The sequence below is a fragment of the Actinoallomurus sp. NPDC052308 genome (assembly GCF_040679195.1).
Classification (GTDB): domain Bacteria; phylum Actinomycetota; class Actinomycetes; order Streptosporangiales; family Streptosporangiaceae; genus Actinoallomurus; species Actinoallomurus liliacearum.
Genome location: NZ_JBFAUM010000030.1, coordinates 1 through 17,451, shown reverse-complemented (window position 1 = coordinate 17,451; position 17,451 = coordinate 1). Strand labels below are relative to the sequence as shown.

12 protein-coding genes are annotated in these 17,451 nt (G+C 72.4%); 6 read left to right on the top strand and 6 right to left on the bottom strand.

Translation table 11 applies throughout. The features are described from left to right. Positions 1-288 precede the first annotated feature (288 nt). The gene (locus AB0L00_RS38755; RefSeq protein ID WP_364442513.1) at positions 289-1,902 is read right to left on the bottom strand and encodes an MFS transporter; all 1,614 of its coding nucleotides are present in this window, start codon (positions 1,900-1,902) and stop codon (positions 289-291) included. A 278-nt stretch (positions 1,903-2,180) separates the two neighbouring features. Here AB0L00_RS38755 and AB0L00_RS38750 point away from each other — a divergent pair, with 278 nt between their 5' ends. From AB0L00_RS38750 to AB0L00_RS38735, 4 genes are all read left to right on the top strand, one after another. Further along, positions 2,181-5,114: an FHA domain-containing protein gene (locus tag AB0L00_RS38750; RefSeq protein WP_364442512.1), complete on the top strand. Its 2,934-nt coding sequence runs from the start codon at positions 2,181-2,183 to the stop codon at positions 5,112-5,114. A 105-nt stretch (positions 5,115-5,219) separates the two neighbouring features. Next, positions 5,220-6,101, top strand: a complete 882-nt coding sequence (locus AB0L00_RS38745; RefSeq protein WP_364442510.1) for an SAM-dependent methyltransferase — start codon at positions 5,220-5,222, stop codon at positions 6,099-6,101. A gap of 166 nt (positions 6,102-6,267) precedes the next feature. Further along, positions 6,268-7,284: an ROK family protein gene (locus AB0L00_RS38740; protein ID WP_364442508.1), complete on the top strand. Its 1,017-nt coding sequence runs from the start codon at positions 6,268-6,270 to the stop codon at positions 7,282-7,284. A 70-nt stretch (positions 7,285-7,354) separates the two neighbouring features. Continuing rightward, positions 7,355-7,564: a hypothetical protein gene (locus AB0L00_RS38735; RefSeq protein WP_345364476.1), complete on the top strand. Its 210-nt coding sequence runs from the start codon at positions 7,355-7,357 to the stop codon at positions 7,562-7,564. 42 nt (positions 7,565-7,606) lie between these two features. Here AB0L00_RS38735 and AB0L00_RS38730 read toward each other — a convergent pair whose 3' ends face one another. Then, on the bottom strand, positions 7,607-8,041 hold the full coding sequence (locus tag AB0L00_RS38730) for a DoxX family protein (protein WP_345364474.1): 435 nt from the start codon (positions 8,039-8,041) through the stop codon (positions 7,607-7,609). A gap of 92 nt (positions 8,042-8,133) precedes the next feature. On the opposite strand from AB0L00_RS38730, the gene AB0L00_RS38725 reads away from it, so the two are divergent. Further along, positions 8,134-8,619, top strand: coding sequence for a MarR family transcriptional regulator (locus tag AB0L00_RS38725; protein ID WP_364442506.1), 486 nt, complete (start codon positions 8,134-8,136; stop codon positions 8,617-8,619). Here the strand turns inward: AB0L00_RS38725 and AB0L00_RS38720 are convergent, their stop codons facing one another. From AB0L00_RS38720 to AB0L00_RS38705, 4 genes are all read right to left on the bottom strand, one after another. Further along, the gene (locus tag AB0L00_RS38720) at positions 8,620-10,095 is read right to left on the bottom strand and encodes an NADH-ubiquinone oxidoreductase-F iron-sulfur binding region domain-containing protein (protein WP_364442505.1); all 1,476 of its coding nucleotides are present in this window, start codon (positions 10,093-10,095) and stop codon (positions 8,620-8,622) included. Next, on the bottom strand, positions 10,092-10,871 hold the full coding sequence (locus AB0L00_RS38715; RefSeq protein ID WP_364442504.1) for a hypothetical protein: 780 nt from the start codon (positions 10,869-10,871) through the stop codon (positions 10,092-10,094). The genes AB0L00_RS38720 and AB0L00_RS38715 overlap by 4 nt, the downstream gene beginning before the upstream one ends. A 112-nt stretch (positions 10,872-10,983) precedes the next feature. Then, the gene (locus tag AB0L00_RS38710) at positions 10,984-12,198 is read right to left on the bottom strand and encodes a M23 family metallopeptidase (protein ID WP_364442503.1); all 1,215 of its coding nucleotides are present in this window, start codon (positions 12,196-12,198) and stop codon (positions 10,984-10,986) included. 343 nt (positions 12,199-12,541) lie between these two features. Then, positions 12,542-15,415, bottom strand: coding sequence for a sugar-binding domain-containing protein (locus AB0L00_RS38705; RefSeq protein ID WP_364442502.1), 2,874 nt, complete (start codon positions 15,413-15,415; stop codon positions 12,542-12,544). 421 nt (positions 15,416-15,836) lie between these two features. Here AB0L00_RS38705 and AB0L00_RS38700 point away from each other — a divergent pair, with 421 nt between their 5' ends. Further along, positions 15,837-17,312 (top strand): cellulose binding domain-containing protein, encoded by a 1,476-nt coding sequence (locus AB0L00_RS38700; RefSeq protein WP_364442500.1) that lies wholly within the window; start codon positions 15,837-15,839, stop codon positions 17,310-17,312. The last annotated feature ends 139 nt before the right edge of the window (positions 17,313-17,451 follow it).

Below are 17,451 nucleotides of genomic sequence, written 5' to 3'. Positions count from 1 at the left end.
GAGCTCCTCGGCGTGTGAGGCGTCCGCGGACTCACTCCGGGTTCCCTCGGCTCCTCGGCGTGCGACGCGTCCGCGGACTCACTCCGGGCTCCGTCGGCTGAGCGGGTGCCTCGGCGTGTGACGCGACCGTGGCGCGCCGTGACGCCGCCTTGACGACTCGACTCGGACGACTCGGCGGTCGCTGCGCCGCCGCGGTGGGCCGACCGTCATCCCGCTCGTCCTCGTCGCGCGGGCGACACCGGCAGCGACGATCCGGCGGCCTGCGGGTCGTGCCGCCGGGGGCGTCGCTCAGCTCGGGCAGGAGGAGCCGCGGGGGAGGCGGTACGGCGCGCCGATGCGGTAGCGGCCGGGTTCGGGGGCGTACAGGCGGGTCCAGTCGCCGTCCTTGGCCAGGCAGCCCGGCCGGCCGTCGAGGACCTTCATCCACGGGGACCAGGGGACCCGGATCAGCACCGACCCTCCGGCCGGGACCGTGACGTCCAGCTCGTTGTCGAGCGCCTGGTTCACCGTCGCCGGCGGGTCGGCGAGCGGGACGGCGTCCGTGACGCGGTACAGCCGCCAGTGCCGGTTGTGCCACACCGGCCGCAGCCAGGGCTGGCCCGCCCGGACGATGTGCGCCTCGTCGATGGCCTGCCAGTCGGGCTGGGCGGAGGGCAGGACGACGTAGCCCACGGCCCAGCGGCGCAGCCAGGCGTGGTAGGTGTCCGGGTTGAGGGTCCCGTCGTAGAACACGGCGTTGCGCTGCACGTCGGCCTGGCGGTTCCAGCCGCGTGCCAGGTTCACCTCCGTGGCGAGCGCGGACGCCTCCAGGTGGGTGCGCTCCGGCACCACCTCGACCCGGCTCTGGTCGGCGCGCACCCGGCGCAGCTCGGCCACCAGGCTCGCCGTGTGCCCGCCGGTCGCGGCCGTGTTGACGAGGTCGAAGACCGGCCGCGCCACCTGGGAGACGACCGTGGCCGCGAAGGCGATGTACAGGACGGCCGCGCGCCGGTGCAGTGCCGCGGCCAGCAGCACGGTGCCGCCGAACAGCAGCGCCATCCGATCGACGTTGCTGCCCACCTGGGAGGGGATCGCCCAGGTGAGGACGGTCCCGATCGCGTAGACCACCGCTCCCATGCGTACGGCGCGCCAGCCGCGCGGCGCGAACGCGACCACCGCCACCGAGGCGACGACGGGGGCCACCACGAGGTACCAGGGGAACGGCTGGACGCCCGAGAAGGGGAAGAACAGCGCGGAGCCCCCCACGACCACCGGCGGGCCGACGGCCACCGCGTAGGCGGCCGGACGGCGCCGGGTGACGAACAGCGCGGCGGCGACGACCTCCAGGAACAGTCCCGCGACCGGGCTGGCGAGCGTCGCCAGCACGCCGAGGGCGACGACGGCGACGGCGCGGAGCGCCCGCGGCCCGCGCGGCACGAACACCACGGTGACGGCGGCCAGCCCGAAGAGGACGCCCAGCGCGAACGTCACGCGGCCGGACACGGCGTTGCAGGACAGCGAGAACGCGGCCCAGAGGGCCGGCGCCAGCGGGCGGGAGACGCCGGAGCGAACGAGCAGCAGCGCGACCAGGGCGGCTGATAGTGTGCCGGCGATCACCGCGGCCGTGCGCACGCCGATCAGCGCCATGAGGTACGCCGAGATGACGCTGTAGGACGCCGGGTGCATGCCGCCGTACCACGCGAAGTCGTAGGCGGAGCCGGGATGTCGCAGCGCGAAGTGCGTCCAGGCGTACTGCGCGGCGAGGTCGCCGCCGTCGGTCGCGGCGAACCTGGCCCACAGCAGGTGCAGGATCGCCGCGGCGGCCGTCGCGAGCACGATCGGATGGAACAGCCATCGCCGATGGGTCGCCCGGCGGGTACGTGGAATATCGGCCCTGGGGGCCGGCTGCAGCGTGGTGGTCATCGCCCGGGGGCACTCTCCGGATGCGCCTGATGAGACGCCTGAGGCTCGGGGGACATTCGGTCAATGATCGAGGATAGGCGGCCCGGGGGCAAATCCGGCGCGCCGCCAGGACATCGGATGTCCCTCACAACATGGCAATCCTGGGGGATGCCGACCACTTTTCCGAAAGATTGCAGCTTATGTCGGCGAAGCCCTAGTGTTTAGCCTCGGCCAGTGGGGTGCGCGGGTCTGGCAAGCCGCTCCGCCGGGCTACGGGGCGTTGACGGGAAGGCGGTTTCGTGACTCAGCTTTTCGTGGATGGCAACGGCACTTCGGTGGCTCTGGATCCACGACGCGCCTACCGCGTGGGCCGGGATCCGGGATCGGACATCGTCGTCGCCGTCGACGGGGTCTCCCGAACGCACGCGATCCTTCGATTCGAAGCCGGCCAGTGGGTGCTGGAGGACAACGGCAGCGCGAACGGCACCTTCCAGAACGGCCGGCGGGTCCAGCGGACCGTCGTCGCTCCGGGCGCCCAGGTCCGCCTCGGCCACCCGGAGGAGGGCGTCCCGCTCGTCTTCCGGGCCGCGCAGGCCTCGCCGTCCGGGCCGGGACCCGTACAGCCGGGCTCTCCCGGCGCGTCGCCCGCCGGGCAGAGCGGCGGCTACACGTCCCCCGGCCGGCCGCCCGCGTCCGAGCCGTCCCCCCGCCCGGCCACACCGTACCAGCAGGACGGCTCCTGGCAGGCGGCGTCGCCCGCCGGCCCGTCGCAGCCGGGAGTCCCCGGCCAGTACCCCCCGCCTCCGCAGGCCGCCACGGGCGGGACCGCGCCCTACGGCCAGCCGCCCGCGCCCGAGGCGCCGCCGCAGGGCGGGACCGCGCCGCACGGCTATCCGCAGACCTCCGGGGGCACCCCGGCGGGCGGCACCGCGCCGTACGGATACCCGCCGGCCTCCGGTGCCACGCCGGGTAGGACCGCGCCGCAGGGGTATCCGCCCGCCTCCGGCGCCACCCCGGGCGGGACCGCGCCGCAGGGATACCCGCCCACCCCCGAGACCTACCCCGGTCAGCGTCCGGCGGCGGATCCGTCCACCGCGGGCCGTCCCGCCCCGTACGGCGGCACCGCTCCCCAGGCGCCCCCCGGACACGGCGGCGGCACGGCCCCGTACCAGCAGGCTGCGCCCGGTCCCGGTGGCGCCCCCGGCCGGCCGGCGCACGGTCCACGGCCGCGGTCGCCGATCGTGCAGACGATGAGCGGCCAGTACCGCGAGCCCACGCAGATCCGCCGGCTCGACGGCTCGCGGGTGGTGCGCATCGGCCGCGGCCCCGAGAACGACATGGTCATCGCGGACCTGCGGGTGTCACGTCAGCACGCCGAGCTGCGCTCCACCGGCGGAACGTACGAGATCGTCGACCTGGGCAGCCGGAGCGGCACCTACGTCAACGGGCGGCTGGTGCAGCGCGCGCCGATCGGCCCGCAGGACATCATCGGCATCGGACCCTCGACGTTCCACCTCGTCGACGACGTCCTCATGGAGTACGTCGACGCCGGCGCGGTGCGGCTCAGCGCGCACGACCTCACCGTCACCGTCGACAAGGGCAAGGTGCTGCTCGACCACGTCACGTTTCCGCTCGGGGAGAAGTGCCTCGTCGCGGTCATCGGGCCAAGCGGCTCGGGCAAGTCGACGCTGCTGCGCGCCCTCACCGGTCTGCGCCCCGCCGACCAGGGCGTGGTGTCCTACGACGGGCGCGACCTGTACCGCGACTACGCCGAGCTGCGCTCCCGGATCGGGCTCGTGCCCCAGGACGACATCCTGCACACCCAGCTGACGGTGCGCCGGGCGCTCCTGTACGCCGCGGAGCTGCGGTTCCCCGACGACACCCGGCAGAGCGAGCGCAAGGCGCGCGTCGACGAGGTGCTCAAGGAACTCTCGCTGGACCACCGCAGGGACAACAAGGTCTCCGCGCTGTCCGGCGGCCAGCGCAAGCGCGTCAGCGTCGCCCTGGAGCTGCTGACCAAGCCGTCGCTGCTCTTCCTCGACGAACCGACCTCCGGTCTGGACCCGGGCCTGGACAAGTCGGTGATGCAGATGCTGCGCGGCCTGGCCGACGACGGCCGTACGGTCGCGGTGGTCACCCACAGCGTCGCGAACCTCGACATCTGCGACCGCCTGCTCGTCATGGCGCCGGGTGGCCGGATCGCCTACTTCGGCCCGCCGAAGGAGGCGCTGCCGTTCCTGGGCTTCGACGACTGGGCGGACGTCTTCCAGGCGTTCGACGACCCGTCCATCGACTGGGGCGGCCGCTACCTGCGGTCCGCCGAGCACCAGCGGTACGTCCAGGCGGAGCTGGTCCAGCCGGCCGCCCCGCAGACCGGGCCGGTCGCGGAGTACCAGCAGACGCCCAAGCCGCAGAGCTGGCCGGAGCAGCTCAGCACGCTGATCCGCCGGTATGTGCGGGGCATCGTCGCGGACCCGATGTTCCTCGGCATCACCGTGCTGCTCCCGATCATCATGGGCCTGCTGGCCCGTGTGGTGCCGACCGGCGATCTGCTCGCACGCCCGGGCACGAACGGTCAGGCGGCCAACCTCCTGCTCATCCTGTGCATCGGCGGATGTCTCACCGGCGCCGCCAACGCGGTGCGCGAACTCGTCAAGGAAAGACCGATCTATCAGCGAGAACGCGCGGTCGGGCTGTCCAGATCCGCGTATCTCGCCTCGAAGCTGCTGGTGCTCGGCCTGATCACCATCGGGCAGGGGATCGTGCTGACCCTGGTGGCCATGCTCGGCGTCACGACGCACGACAAGGGCGTGCTCACGACTCCGCTCATCGAGCTGGTGCTCGCGATCGCGCTGCTGTCCTTCACCGCGATGACGATGGGCCTGCTGATCTCCGCGCTGGTCAAGACCAGCGAGATGACGATGCCGCTCCTGGTGATGTCGACGCTGGTCCAGGTGGTGTTCTGCGGTGCCCTCGTCCACCTGGACGGCAAGCCGGTGCTGGAGCAGATCTCGTGGCTGGTGCCCGCCCGATGGGCGCTCGCCGCGATGGCCGGCACGCTCGACGCCGGTCAGCTGATCCCCCACCGGGACAACCCGCCGGACCCGCTGTGGAAGCAGGACCTCGGCACCTGGAGCCTGGACATGGGCGTCATGCTCCTGCAGGTGATCGTGCTGTCCTTCCTGGTCGCCCGGATGCTCCGCCGCCAAGAGCCGGAGGTCATGCGCAAGTGAGCGGACCCGCTCGGGAACGCCACGTCGCGGCGTGATCGTGCGGCGCGCGTCGTCGTATCCTTGATCACCGCGCCGGATCGGTGGTGGTTTGAAGCTGGAGGTGCCATGGCGTCCGAATCCGCAGGACCCGGGGACTCGTCACCCGCCGACGCCGACGCGCACGCCCGCCGGGGCCCCGGCCTCGACACCTCGGTGCCGCACACGGCTCGCATGTACGACTACCTGCTGGGCGGCAAGGACAACTTCGCGGTCGACCGGGCGGCCGTGAAGAAGGTGCTCGAGGCGATGCCGGACATGCCGCAGAGCATCCGGCTGAGCCGGCTGTTCCTGCGCCGCGCGGTCCGGTACGCCGTGCGCCGGGGCGTCACCCAGTTCCTCGACATCGGCACCGGGATCCCGACCGCCGGCAACGTGCACGAGGTCGCCCACGAGCTGGCGCCCGACGCCCGCATCGCCTACGTCGACCATGACCCGATCGTGCTGACCCACGCGCGGGCCCTGCTGTCCGGCGAGCACCGGGACCGCGTCACCATCGTCCTGGCCGACCTGCGCGAGCCGGAGAAGATCCTCGCGACTCCCGAGATACGGGACGTCATCGACTTCGACCGGCCGGTCGCGCTGATGCTGGTGTCGGTGCTGCACTTCGTCCGCGACGACGAGGACCCGTACGGCCTGGTGAAGCGGCTCTGGGCCGGGCTCGCGCCCGGCAGCATGCTCATCCTGACGCACGCGTCACTGGACCCGGACCCGGAGACCGGCCTGGCCGCCTCCGCCGGCTGGGCCAACGCCTCGTCGACGATGAACATGCGGACCTACGACGAGATCCTGCGGTTCTTCGACGGCCTGGACCTGGTCGAGCCCGGCCTGGCCGCCACCTGGAACCCCGACGGGGAGCCCGCGGAGATACTGGAACGCGCCGTCCGGAACATCTGGGGGTACGGCGGCGTCGCGGTCAAGCCGCCCGCCGACGCGGTCCCCGAGCGCTGAACCGGGTGAGTCACCGCCGCCGGACCGCGTGCGCGAGCCACCGCTGGGACAGGGGAGCGACCGGCCGATCGGGGTGAGCGAGTGCGGGACGACCGCGGCCGGATCAGGCCCCTCCCGTGCGTGTCGTCACGAGCCTTACCATCATGGGGCCGAAAGGGGATGTGGAATGCCGGAGACGTGGGTGGTCGTCGGGTTGGACAACGGCGGGACCAGCAACAACGCGACGGTGCTGGACGCCGGAGGGAACTTCCTCGTCGATCGTCTCGTGGAAACCCCCAGCCGGGTACTGGAAGGGCCCGAGGTGGCGGTGGAGGCCCTGGCCGCGTCCCTGGCGGGGGTCCTCGAGGTGACCGGTGTCGACCCGGCGCGGGTACGCGCCGTCGGTCTGGACACCCCGGGCCCGGCGAGCGCGACCGGCGTGATCTCGAGCAAGGGCGCCACCAACTTCCCCCAGCCCGAGTGGTGGGGCTTCGACATCCGCACCGCTCTCGAGGAGCGCCTGCGGCTGCCGGTCGTCTACAACAACGACGGGAACGCCGCGGCGCTGTACGCCCACCACGCTCACTTCGGGGCCGACGCGTTCCGGCACTCGTCGGTCTCCGCGATCGTCGGCACGGGCCTGGGCGGCGGCGTGGTCGAGGCCGGGAAGGTCGTCAAGGGCGCCGCCGGGATGGCCGGCGAGCTCGGGCACGTCCACATCCCGATGCACGGGCTGCTGGAGGACGCCCAGCCGATGCCCGCCTGCAACTGCGGCTTCTCCGCCGACGCCGAGAGCGTGGCCTCGCTCACCGGCATCGCCAACAACCTGCTGCCGTACTGGCTCACGCGGTTCGAGGGGCATCCGCTGGCGGACGAGACACCGGGCAAGGCGGCCAAGCTCGTGCGGGGGTACGCCGAGAAGGAGGACCCGCTCGCCCTGAAGATCTTCGAGCAGCAGGCGATCGCGCTCGGCCGCCTCTTCACGATCGCTGCGAACTTCACCGACCCGAGCGCGTACTTCGTCGGCGGGGGCGTCGTCGAGACCGGACCGAAGTTCCGCGAGTGGTTCCTGGGCAAGGTCCGCGAGCACACGGTGCTCCGGGACGAGCAGGCCCGCGCCGCGCGATTCGCCCTGGTCCCCGACCTCGACATGGCCGGGGCCCGCGGCGCCGCGATCGCCGCGCGCGACGTCCTGCCGGCGTAACGCCGGCCACCTGGGGTCGCCGCGCTCCTCGCAGTCCGGGCATCGTCGCAGGTCACATAGCCTTTGCGGCGTGGCGGGACGCTGGAGCGCGGCGGGCGGCTGGGTCATCGAGGCGATCGTCCTCGACGACCGTCCCTGCTATCGCGTCAGCCGGCGGGGCTATCTCGTCGGCGACGGCTACTGCTACCACCTGGCCGAGCTGGAACGGCTGCTGCGGCGGCACGGGATCGGCCTGCACGACCTGAGCGAGGACGGGCCGCCCGCCGCGCCGGAGCGGTAGGCGGCCCCGCCAGGCCGGGCGCGGTCGCTCAGGCGCGCTCGCTCAGGACGCGGTCGTGGGGGTGCGCCGGCGGAACAGCCCGTCGACGCTGAGGCGGCCGGCGCCCACCGCCGCGAAGGCCAGGGTGACGGCGGCGAGGGTGAGGACGAGCTCGTAGCCGCCCTTGTCCACGAACAGGCCCTTGTCGACGTGCACCGTCAGGAACGCGCCGACCATGTCGAGGAAGAGCAGCACGCCGGCAATGGGCGTCAGGAGCCCGAGGATCAGCAGCAGTCCCGCGCCGAGCTCGACGAAGGTGGCGTAGTAGGCCGACAGCGTCGGCGCGGGGACGCCCATCATCTTGAACGCGTGCCCGGTCGCGGTCAGGCCGTTGGTGTGCAGCTTCTGCCAGCCGTGCGCGACGAAGACGACGCCGATCGCGACACGGGCGACGAGCAGGGCCACGTCGACCACGGGTGAGGGAATGCGACGGGACATGAGTCGGGGCTCCTCCGTAAAAGCGAGTACTTGAACGTTCAAGGAACCTACCAGCTATTTGAAAGCTCAACAACAGGACTAGACTCGTCCGGGTGAGCGAGACCCGATGGCTGAGCCCCGATGAGCAGCGCACCTGGCGTGCGTACCTGACGGCGCACCGCCTGCTGCTCGACGAGATCGACGCGCAGCTGCGCCGCGACTCGGGCATCCCGCACGCCTACTACGAGATCCTGGTGCGCCTCTCGGAGACGCCCGGTCGTACGCTGCGGATGTCCGTGCTCGCCGAGGGCACCCGTGTCTCCGCGAGCCGGCTGTCCCACGCGATCACCCGGCTCGAGGAGCGCGGCTGGGTGCGCCGGGAGGACTGCCCCACCGACCGGCGCGGTCAGCTCGCCGTGCTCACCGACGAGGGGTTCGCCGCGCTGGCCGCCGCGGCACCGGGGCACGTCGAGGCCGTCCGCCGGGCGCTGTTCGACGCGCTCGACGCCGAACAGGTCCAGTCGCTCGGCACGATCAGCCGGATCCTCGCGGACCACCTGGACGCGACCGGCGGGGAGACGGGACCTCCGGAGGCGTGATCAGGGGTCTCTGAAGCGCAGGGCGAGGGCGGGGCACATCTCGATCGCCTGATGGGCCTGACGGAGCAGTCGCCGTGGCACCGACGTGCTCTCGACGACCGGGAAGCCGTGTTCGTCGAGGCTCACGAGGTCGGGGACGAGGTGCCCGCACAGGCCGTGCCCGGCGCAGCGGGTCCAGTCCACGGTCAGCCGCAGCCCGGTGTCCTCGGACTCCTCCGCGGCCGCCTCCTCGCCGTCGATCGGCAGCAGCCCGCGTACCGGGCGGCCGCAGCCTCCCGCGGCCAGGTGGGTGGCGACGTCCTCCTCGAAGACCTCGAGCGCCGAGGCGATGAACCGGGACGTGCCGTCCGGGTGGTGGCAGGCTCCGCGTCCCTTGACGACCTGCATGCCCTGCCGTACGGCCGCGAGGGCCTCGGAGCGCGAGTCGCCTTCCGCCAGCGCGCGCAGCGACCGGGCGAGGGCCGGCAGCCCCAGGCGGCAGGGACCGCACTGCCCGGCGGTCTCCATGCCCATGTAGACGGCGACCCGGGCGACCTCGCCCAGCGGGCAGACGTCCGCGGCGAGCGGCAGGATGATGCCGGCCCCGAGGGCGGCGCCCGCCCGGGCGATGTCCGCGCGGGAGACGCGGGCCCGGTTCGCGGCGGTGGGAGTGAGCCACGCGCCGTGGTAGCCGCCCATCAGGACGCCCTGGCCGACGTCCGCGCGGCCCAGGTCGAGCACCTGGAACAGGGGGGTGCCGGCCGGGGCCTCGACGACGACGGGCCGGCCGCTCGGACCCCAGACGGTGAGGAGGACGGTGCCCGGTTCCTCGGGCGTTCCGATCGCCCGGTAGAGGTCCGCGCCGAGCTGGGACAACAGCGCCAGCTGGGCGAACGTCTCGGCGTTCGACAACAGGGTGGGCAGCCCGTCCACGCCGCGGTCCGCGGCCCGCACCTTGCGGCCCGGGGGCAGCGCCGGGGCGCCGTTGACGCCGTTGACCAGCGCGCCGCCCTCACCGGTGACGAACCGCTCCGGGAGGCGGACGACGCGGACGAACCCGCCGAGGTTGCTCTCCACGACCGCGCTGCGGATGGACCGGCCGGCCCGGCCGCCGTCGGTCACGCCGATGACCACCTCGCGGGCGCCGAGCGCGAGGGCGGCGAGCATCGCCCCGTCGAGGATGAGGTGCGGGGCGCGGGACATCAGCAGCTTGTCCTTGGCGCTGGCCGGCTCGCCCTCGGTCGCGTTGACCAGGACGACGGTCTGGGCGTCTTGACGGCGGGCCGCCGACACGACCGCCTTCAGCTTGCGGGCGAAGGGGAAGGCCGCGCCGCCGCGGCCGCGCAGGTCGACCTCTTCGGCCAGTGCCAGCAGTTCGCGCAGGCCGCGCCGCCGGAACTCCCCGTGCACCGCGCGGTGGGCCGTCTGGTCGATGCGCTGGTGCCGGTCCAGTCCACGGCCGAGGCGCGGCGGCCCCACGTACCGGAAGTCCGTCATCTCCGGTCACCGAGCCATGGGGCGGTCTCGGCGCGCAACGCCGCCCAGAACTGCTCGTCGGGCAGGTCGCCGGTCTCCGCGGCGGCCCGGGCCTCCGCGCTCACCCGGTCGCGGGGGTCGGCGGCGCCGTGACGCGGCCCGGTCCCCGTCACCCGGCCGTCGCCTCTGGCCTTGCGCGCGCGCAGCATGCGACGGTCACGGGCCAGGCGCGGCAGCCGGCTCGTCGCCGCGACCAGCACCAGGGCGACGCAGACCAGATAGCTCCAGGTGACCCAGGCCTTGGGGGTGCGGCCGGCCGCCAGGCCGTGGACGATCGCCACGGCCCACATGACGTACGCGAGCGCGTGCACCGTGCGCCACAGCCATGGCCGGGGGGCGGTGACGAACCGGCCGCGCAGCACGCCGGTGGCGACGATGACGATCAGCAGGTCGCCGGCGATGGTGCCCAGGCCGACCAGGACGGCGCGCCGCCCGTGGCCGGTGAAGGGCAGGAACGCGTCGAAGACGGTCGCGTGCGCCTCCATGACCTTCAAGGCGATGTGCGTGACCAGGAAACCGACGGCCATGACCGCGGTCGCGCGGTGGGCGCCCTGGGCGAGGATGCGCAGTCCGATCGGCAGGGTGCGCTGCGCGGCGGCCACCCCGGCGACGACCGCCGCGGTCGCCGCCAGCAGGGTGAACACGCCGACGTAGAACTCCAGGAACCGCCGCAGCCGCTCGATCTCCGCCGCTCCCCACGAGGTCCGGCCGACGACCAGGACGACCGCGAGGAGCACCAGCGTGAGGAACGTCGCCCGGGTACGCCCGGGTCTTCGGGAGGGGCGGCGCCGCGCCCGCCTCCGCCGCGCCCCGGGCTCCCTGGGAGCGTGCCGCGGGGCGGCGGCCCGCTCAGACGACGGCACCGGGACTCCCACCGGGCAGAGGAACGTCGGGAACGCGCACGCTCGGCGGGCCCGACTTGGGCGTACGGCCGGGGGAGGGGCTCCCGGACGGCGCGGGGGCGGGAGACGGGGGAGTGGCCCCGAAGTTCAGCAGCGGGTTGCCGGCGTCGACGCGGACGCCGGCGCGCTCGGCGAACGTCGCCGCCGCCGTCTCGCGCAGTGTCCAGCCGCCCAGCTGGAAGTGGTCGAGCCGCATCGTGCCGGTCGCGTCGGTGACCGCGAACCGCACCATCCGCTGCGGCGCCTCCCCGCCTCCGCACGGCTGTTCCGTACCGGTTCGGCCGAGGTAGTCGCCGCGCTTCACGAGGCCGCCGTCGCGGACCTTCGTCACGTCGGACATCTGGTAGTACTCGGTGGCCAGGCCGTTCGGGTGGATGAGGAGCACGAGCCCGTGGCCGGCCGCGGAGGAGCAGAGCCGGTAGATCCGGCCGTCGCCCGGGGCGAGGACCCGCCCGTCACCGCCGTCGAAGCCGGACACGCCGTCGTCCGTGGCCAGGAGGGTCCAGGACTGGCCGACTCCCCAGGGGAGCATCAGGCCGGTGTCCAGCGGCGGGTCGGCCGCGGCGCTGAACCGCTCGAGCACCGGTCGTTCGCCGGCCGGAACGACCGCGGCGGGCGCCTTCCGCAGGAGCGTGGTGAACTGCGGGGTGCCGGCCAGGGCCACCTGCCAGCCGGCACGGGTGCGCTGCGCGACATAGAGCGAGGACTCCGGCATGACCGTCATCCCGCTCGGCGGCGGGATCGTCTCGGTGCCGAACGCCCAGGTGCGGGCGCGGTCCATCCTGGTCAGCCGCACGATGGGGGTCGGCAGCGCCCCGACTCCGTAGTCCCGCCGGGCCACGCGGCTGCGCTCGGCGAGGACGACCGTCTCGACCTTCCGGCTGAGCTGGACGGCCGGGCTCACCGGAGCCCGCGACGGCGAGGATCGGGACGGGGCCGGACGCGGCGTGCGCGAGTGCCTGACGTGCACGGGGCGGCGGCCGGCGACGGCGTGCCGGGCGGCCGGCGGCATGACGGCCTGCTCGACGATGGCGGCCAGTGCGAGACCCACCGCGATGACGACCACTCCGCCCAGCGCGGAGATCCTGTCGCCCAGCGACGCCGTCAGCCTCCGGCGCCGTGGGGGGTCGAGCCGTCCTTGCCTGTGGCGCGTCCTCGGCATCGACCTGCCTCTCCAGAGGGCCGATCGCATGGTGATCGAGACCGGATTGCGAGAGGAGTTTAGGGCGGTACGGACATTTAAAGTGCCGAAAAGTGAAAAGTCGTCATGCGCACCGTCATTATGAGCGGAGCGGGACGAGACGGTTACGCGGTGCCGCCGATCGCGCGGATCGGCGGCCATCGGGCCATTTCCCGAAGGGGACGCGAAGGAGCGCCCGGGGCGCGATTCGGCCGGGCGGACGGCCTTCGAGGCCACCTTTTCCGCCGAACACGCGCCGCCGGGCGGTGTCCATTGTCCGGATCCGGTCATGATTCCGGACGTGTGAAATAAGGAGCGAAGGGTGTCAGCCGCGTGCGGGGACGGTGAGACCGGCGAGGTTCCAGCCGGTGATCCCGACCACCGGCGCCGCGCCCCGCAGGTCCGCGACGCGGTAGCGCGCGGTCAGCGTCTGACTCTGTCCCGGCCAGAGCGTGACGGCGTTGTCGCTCCACTCGATCGGCAGGACCTGGTCGTCGCCGCCCAGCGCGCGGCCGTCCGAGGTGCCCCGGCGCACGTCGGCGCGGGTGAACACCGCGGGCACCGGCTTGGAACCCACGTTGCGGATGGTCACCGTGGTGGTCGCCTCCCCGCCGCTCCGGTGCGTCGACGCGGACACCTTGACGTTCGCGGCGGGCAGGCTCTGCAGACCCGTGAGGTCGGCGTAACCGTCGGACTTGAAGACCGCGCCGCTGCCCTGGCCGAGCGACTTGGGCCAGTCGACCTCGTCCGTCTTCGTGGAGAGCCAGTAGACGTTACGGCTCACCGTCGCGCCCGGACGCGTCAGCGTCAGCTCCAGGAAGTACGTGCGGGAGATGCCCGCCGGCACCTTCGGCGTCAGCACGGTCCGTACGTCCTGGCTCGCCAGTGCGGGCACCGTCTGCCGGGCCGTCGCCTTGACCGTGCCGTTCAGATCGATGAACCGCGCGGTGGCGGTCAGGCCGGACTGCCGGGCGTTCGTCAGGTTGGCGACCCTGATCGAGCCGTCGGCGTAGTCGTACATCACGTGGACGGGCTCGCCGGCCTTCTGCGCGCCGAAGTACACGCCGGGCTGGTCGAGGTCGTAATTGTAGAGATTCCAGTGCAATGACGGCCAGGCCTTGTTCAGCATCCAGTAGATGACGCCGGTGCTGGGATTGGCCGGATCCTTGGAATGGCCGAGGTACGCCTCGAACTGCGCGCGGGTGACCTCGTACCCGCCCATCTGCGCGATCCGCTGGTAGGACGCCATGTCGGACCAGTGGCCGTAGCGGTTCCACAGCGGGGTGTTGTACTGCCCCATCCGGGCGGTCTTCGTGTAGCTGTTGAACTTCGGGTACACGTGGAACAGGTCCGGCCCGGTCCCCGGCCCGTTCGTCGTGCTCAGATCCCAGATCTTCTTCTGCTCCTCCGGTGTCAGGAACCGGTTGAGGGAGTCCTGGGTCGGCACCGTGTTGCCGGCGCTCGTCTCGCTGCCGTACGCCCAGGCGCTCCCCTGGTTGGTGAACGTCGGGTCGCCGCGATCGACCGTCTCCGGCCCGTTCGCCCACCAGTAGCCCGGCGGGACATAGTTGTACGGGCCCTCCTTCGAACCGGACATGCCGAGCTGCGGCGACGCCTTGTACTCCGCGGCGGCGACCTGCGGCGTCGGCCAGTCGGCCGCCGCGAACGCCTTCAGGTAGATGGCCTCCTTGACCGCGTCGGGCGCCTCGTCACTGCCCTGGTAGAAGGTGAAGACGCTCGGGTGGTCGCGCAGCCACTGCGCCACGTGGGTCGCCTGGACGCCGGCGTTCGCCTTGAGGGCGTCCGGCCACTTGGAGGACGGGTCCTCCCACCGATCGCAGCACTGCCAGCCGGGCATGGCCAGGAGGCCGACGCGGTCCAGCTGGGCGAACATGTCGTCGGGCGGCAGGTTCCCCTCGAACCGCAGGGTGTTCAGTCCCAGGTTCTTGACGTAGGCGAGCTGGTCGCGGATGTTCTGCGGCGAGTAGCGCATGAACATGTCCGGCGACCACCCGCCGCCGCGGATCACCAGCGGGACGCCGTTGATCACGAACTGCCGCCCGCCGTGCGTGGTGTGGGTGCCCGGCTTGACCGGCGTCAGGTACGAGGTGACGGTACGGATGCCGAAGTCCTCGTCGGTGCGGTCGGAGACCCGGCCGCCGGCGTTCGCGCTCACGGTCAGGTGGTAGAGCGGCTGCGCGCCGAGCTGGTACGGCCACCAGACGGCGGGGTGCGCCAGGTGCAGCGCCCGGTGGTCCGCCGGCGTCAGCGTCACCGTCCGGGTCGACTTGGCGGGGACGCTCGCGTTCGCGGACACGGCGATCCGCGTTCCGCCGCGGCTGATCGTGGCGTCCAGCCGCGCCTTCTGCTCGGCGTCCGTGTCGTTGCGCAGGTCGGCTCTGACGGTGAGGTCCGAGCTGCCGAGGTCCGCGGCGTTGTGCTGGACGACGTGCACGTTGCGCAGCGCGACCGGGCCGGCCTGGGCGAGCTGGGGCGCGAAGCGCAGACCGGTGTTGCGGTCCGGCGCCGGCGGGTTCCAGTCGAGCAGGCTGTCGGTCAGGTACGTCTTCGGGTCGTTCTTGGCGACGTCGAGCGCGATGGCGTTCTGGCCGTCCCGGACGTACGGCGTGATGTCGTACTCGAACCGGGAGTACGCGCCCTGGAGCTGTGACCGGTCGGCGACCTTGGTGCCGTTGACCCACAGGTCCGCGGTGCCGAGCACCCCGTTCATGATCAGGACGGTGCGGCCGTCACGCCGCGGGTGGACGGTGAGCTGCGTGCGGTACCACCAGTTCGCGTTGAACTGGTCGGTGGGGACCTTGGCCAGGTTGTCGGAGTAGAAGACGTTCGGGTAGCGCCCGTTCTCCAGCAGCCCCGCCATCAGCGTCTCCGGGCGGCTGATCGCCAGCCAGCCCGTGGTCGCGTAGTCGGGGCGGGAGATCGTCGCGCCCGACGCGCCCGCGACGGCCGAGGACTGGATCTTCCAGCCGGAGCTCAGGTCGGCGGCGGAGGAGGGAGTGGCCGAGGTCGTGACCGAGGCGGTGCCGGGCGGTGGAGTGGGCGCGACGGCGAGCGCACCGGCCCGGTTCGTCGCGCCGCCTGCGGGGGAGGAGGGGCGGGCGGCCGCCGACGCGGGCGCGGCCAGGGCGAGCACGGCGCATGCCGCCAGGATGATCGGATGTGACCTCAACCTGGTCACGGCGCCTCCTGAAGATCGTCGGATCGCATCCGGCAGGGATCTCCTGCGATGATCGTTAACCACATTAACATTATTTGTTAATCACATTAACGATGGCCGGAAACGGCCAGCGCCCATTCGCGCGGATCCCGGTCCGGTGGTCCCGGCGGCTGCGTGACGCGCGACTCCCGTCGCGCGCCCCTGCCGGGGTTCGCGCCGTCGCGCTCCTCGAGTCGGGGCGACGGCGGGCGCCGGGCCCGGAGTGTCGCCGCGTGTCCTGTCAGCGTACCCGCGGGGGTCGAGCGGCCCAGGGTCGGATCCTGCGAGGTCTCCGGTGTGAACGGCGATGAAAGGGTCTTTCCCGGCTCCGGTCCCCAGGGTTACCTTCGGGCAGCTTGGGAGCGCTCCCACACCTCTCCCGCAACCTGCCATGGAGCCGTCAATGCGACCTCGACGCGTGATCCCGTTTCTCGTGGCCTTCCTGCTCAGCGTCTGCGGGGTCGGCCTCGTCACCGGCGCCGCGCACGCCGCCGTGGCCTGCGACGTCGGTTACGCGAAGAACGACTGGGGGTCGGGCTTCAGCGCCACCATCACGCTGAAGAACCTCGGCGATTCGCTGAACGGATGGACGCTGACCTACGCCTACACCGGCGACCAGAAGCTGACCCAGGGCTGGAGCGGCACGTGGTCCCAGAGCGGTAAGAACATCACCGTCACCAACGCCGGCTGGAACGGCACGCTGGCGAGCGGCGCCAGCGCCCAGATCGGCGCCAACTTCACCTACACCGGCACGAACACCGATCCGACGTCCTTCTCGATCAACGGCACCGTGTGCACCGGCTCGGGCTCCGGCGGCGGAGGCGGCGGTGGAGGCGGCGGCGGTGGCGGCGGTGGCGGGACGACCGGACCCGCGCCCGCGCTGCACGTCTCGGGGAACAAGCTCGTCACCACGAGCGGCACGACCGTACGCCTTCGCGGGGCGAACCGCTCCGGCGGCGAGTTCATGTGCGTCCAGGGCCGGGGCATCTGGGACGGCCCGGTCGACGACGCGTCGATCAACGCCATGGCCGCGTGGAAGATCACGGCGGTCCGGGTCCCGCTGAACGAGGAGTGCTGGCTCGGCCTGAGCAACATCGACTCGCGGTACGGTGGCACGGCGTACCAGGCCGAGGTGAAGTCCTTCGTGTCGCGGCTCGAGGCGCACGGCATGACCCCGATCCTCGAGATGCACTGGAACTACGGCACCTACACCGGTCCCTCGTCCGGCTGCTCGGACGTCCATGCCACCTGCCAGAAGCCGATGCCGGACGCCCAGTACGCGCCGTCGTTCTGGACGGGTCTCGCGAACGCCTTCAAGGGCGACGGCGCGGTGGTCTTCGACCTGTTCAACGAGCCGTACCCGGAGCGCGCGACCGGCAGTGAGACCTCCGGCTGGACCTGCTGGCGGGACGGCGGGACCTGCTCCGGCATTCCCTACCAGGTGGCCGGCTTCCAGAGCCTCGTGAACGCCGTACGGGCGACCGGCGCCGGCAACGTGATCCTCGTCGGCGGGCTGGCGTACTCCAACGACCTCACGCAGTGGCTGCAGTACCGGCCGACCGACCCGAAGAACAACCTTGCCGCGTTCGCGCACATCTACAACTTCAACACCTGCTCGAGCACGTCCTGCTACGACGGCCAGCTCGGGCCGGTCGCGGCGCAGGTGCCGCTGACGCTCAGCGAGATCGGCGAGAACGACTGCTCGCACGGCTTCGTCGACACCCTGATGAACTGGGCCGACGCGCACGCCGTCGGCTACCTGGGGTGGACGTGGAACACCTGGGACTGCAGCAGCGGCCCGTCGCTGATCAGCTCGTACGACGGCACGCCCACGTCGTACGGCGTCGGCCTCCGGGACCACCTGGTGGCCACCAACTGAGGCGGAACGCGTCCCAGACCCGCGCGGGCCGGTGGCCGGTCGGTGCTCCGTTTCGAGTACGGCCGGGAGGACCCGGACGCGTTCTACACGGACTGGCTCGACAGGGGCGGCCTGGTCCGCGAGGTGCTCGGGCCACTGG

Coding starts and splice junctions, on each gene's coding strand:
- AB0L00_RS38755 (WP_364442513.1), bottom strand. CDS start 1,902: ATGACCACCACGCTGCAGCCGGCCCCCAGGGCCGATATTCCACGTACC.
- AB0L00_RS38745 (WP_364442510.1), top strand. CDS start 5,220: ATGGCGTCCGAATCCGCAGGACCCGGGGACTCGTCACCCGCCGACGCC.
- AB0L00_RS38740 (WP_364442508.1), top strand. CDS start 6,268: ATGCCGGAGACGTGGGTGGTCGTCGGGTTGGACAACGGCGGGACCAGC.
- AB0L00_RS38730 (WP_345364474.1), bottom strand. CDS start 8,041: ATGTCCCGTCGCATTCCCTCACCCGTGGTCGACGTGGCCCTGCTCGTC.
- AB0L00_RS38720 (WP_364442505.1), bottom strand. CDS start 10,095: ATGACGGACTTCCGGTACGTGGGGCCGCCGCGCCTCGGCCGTGGACTG.
- AB0L00_RS38710 (WP_364442503.1), bottom strand. CDS start 12,198: ATGCCGAGGACGCGCCACAGGCAAGGACGGCTCGACCCCCCACGGCGC.
- AB0L00_RS38700 (WP_364442500.1), top strand. CDS start 15,837: ATGCGACCTCGACGCGTGATCCCGTTTCTCGTGGCCTTCCTGCTCAGC.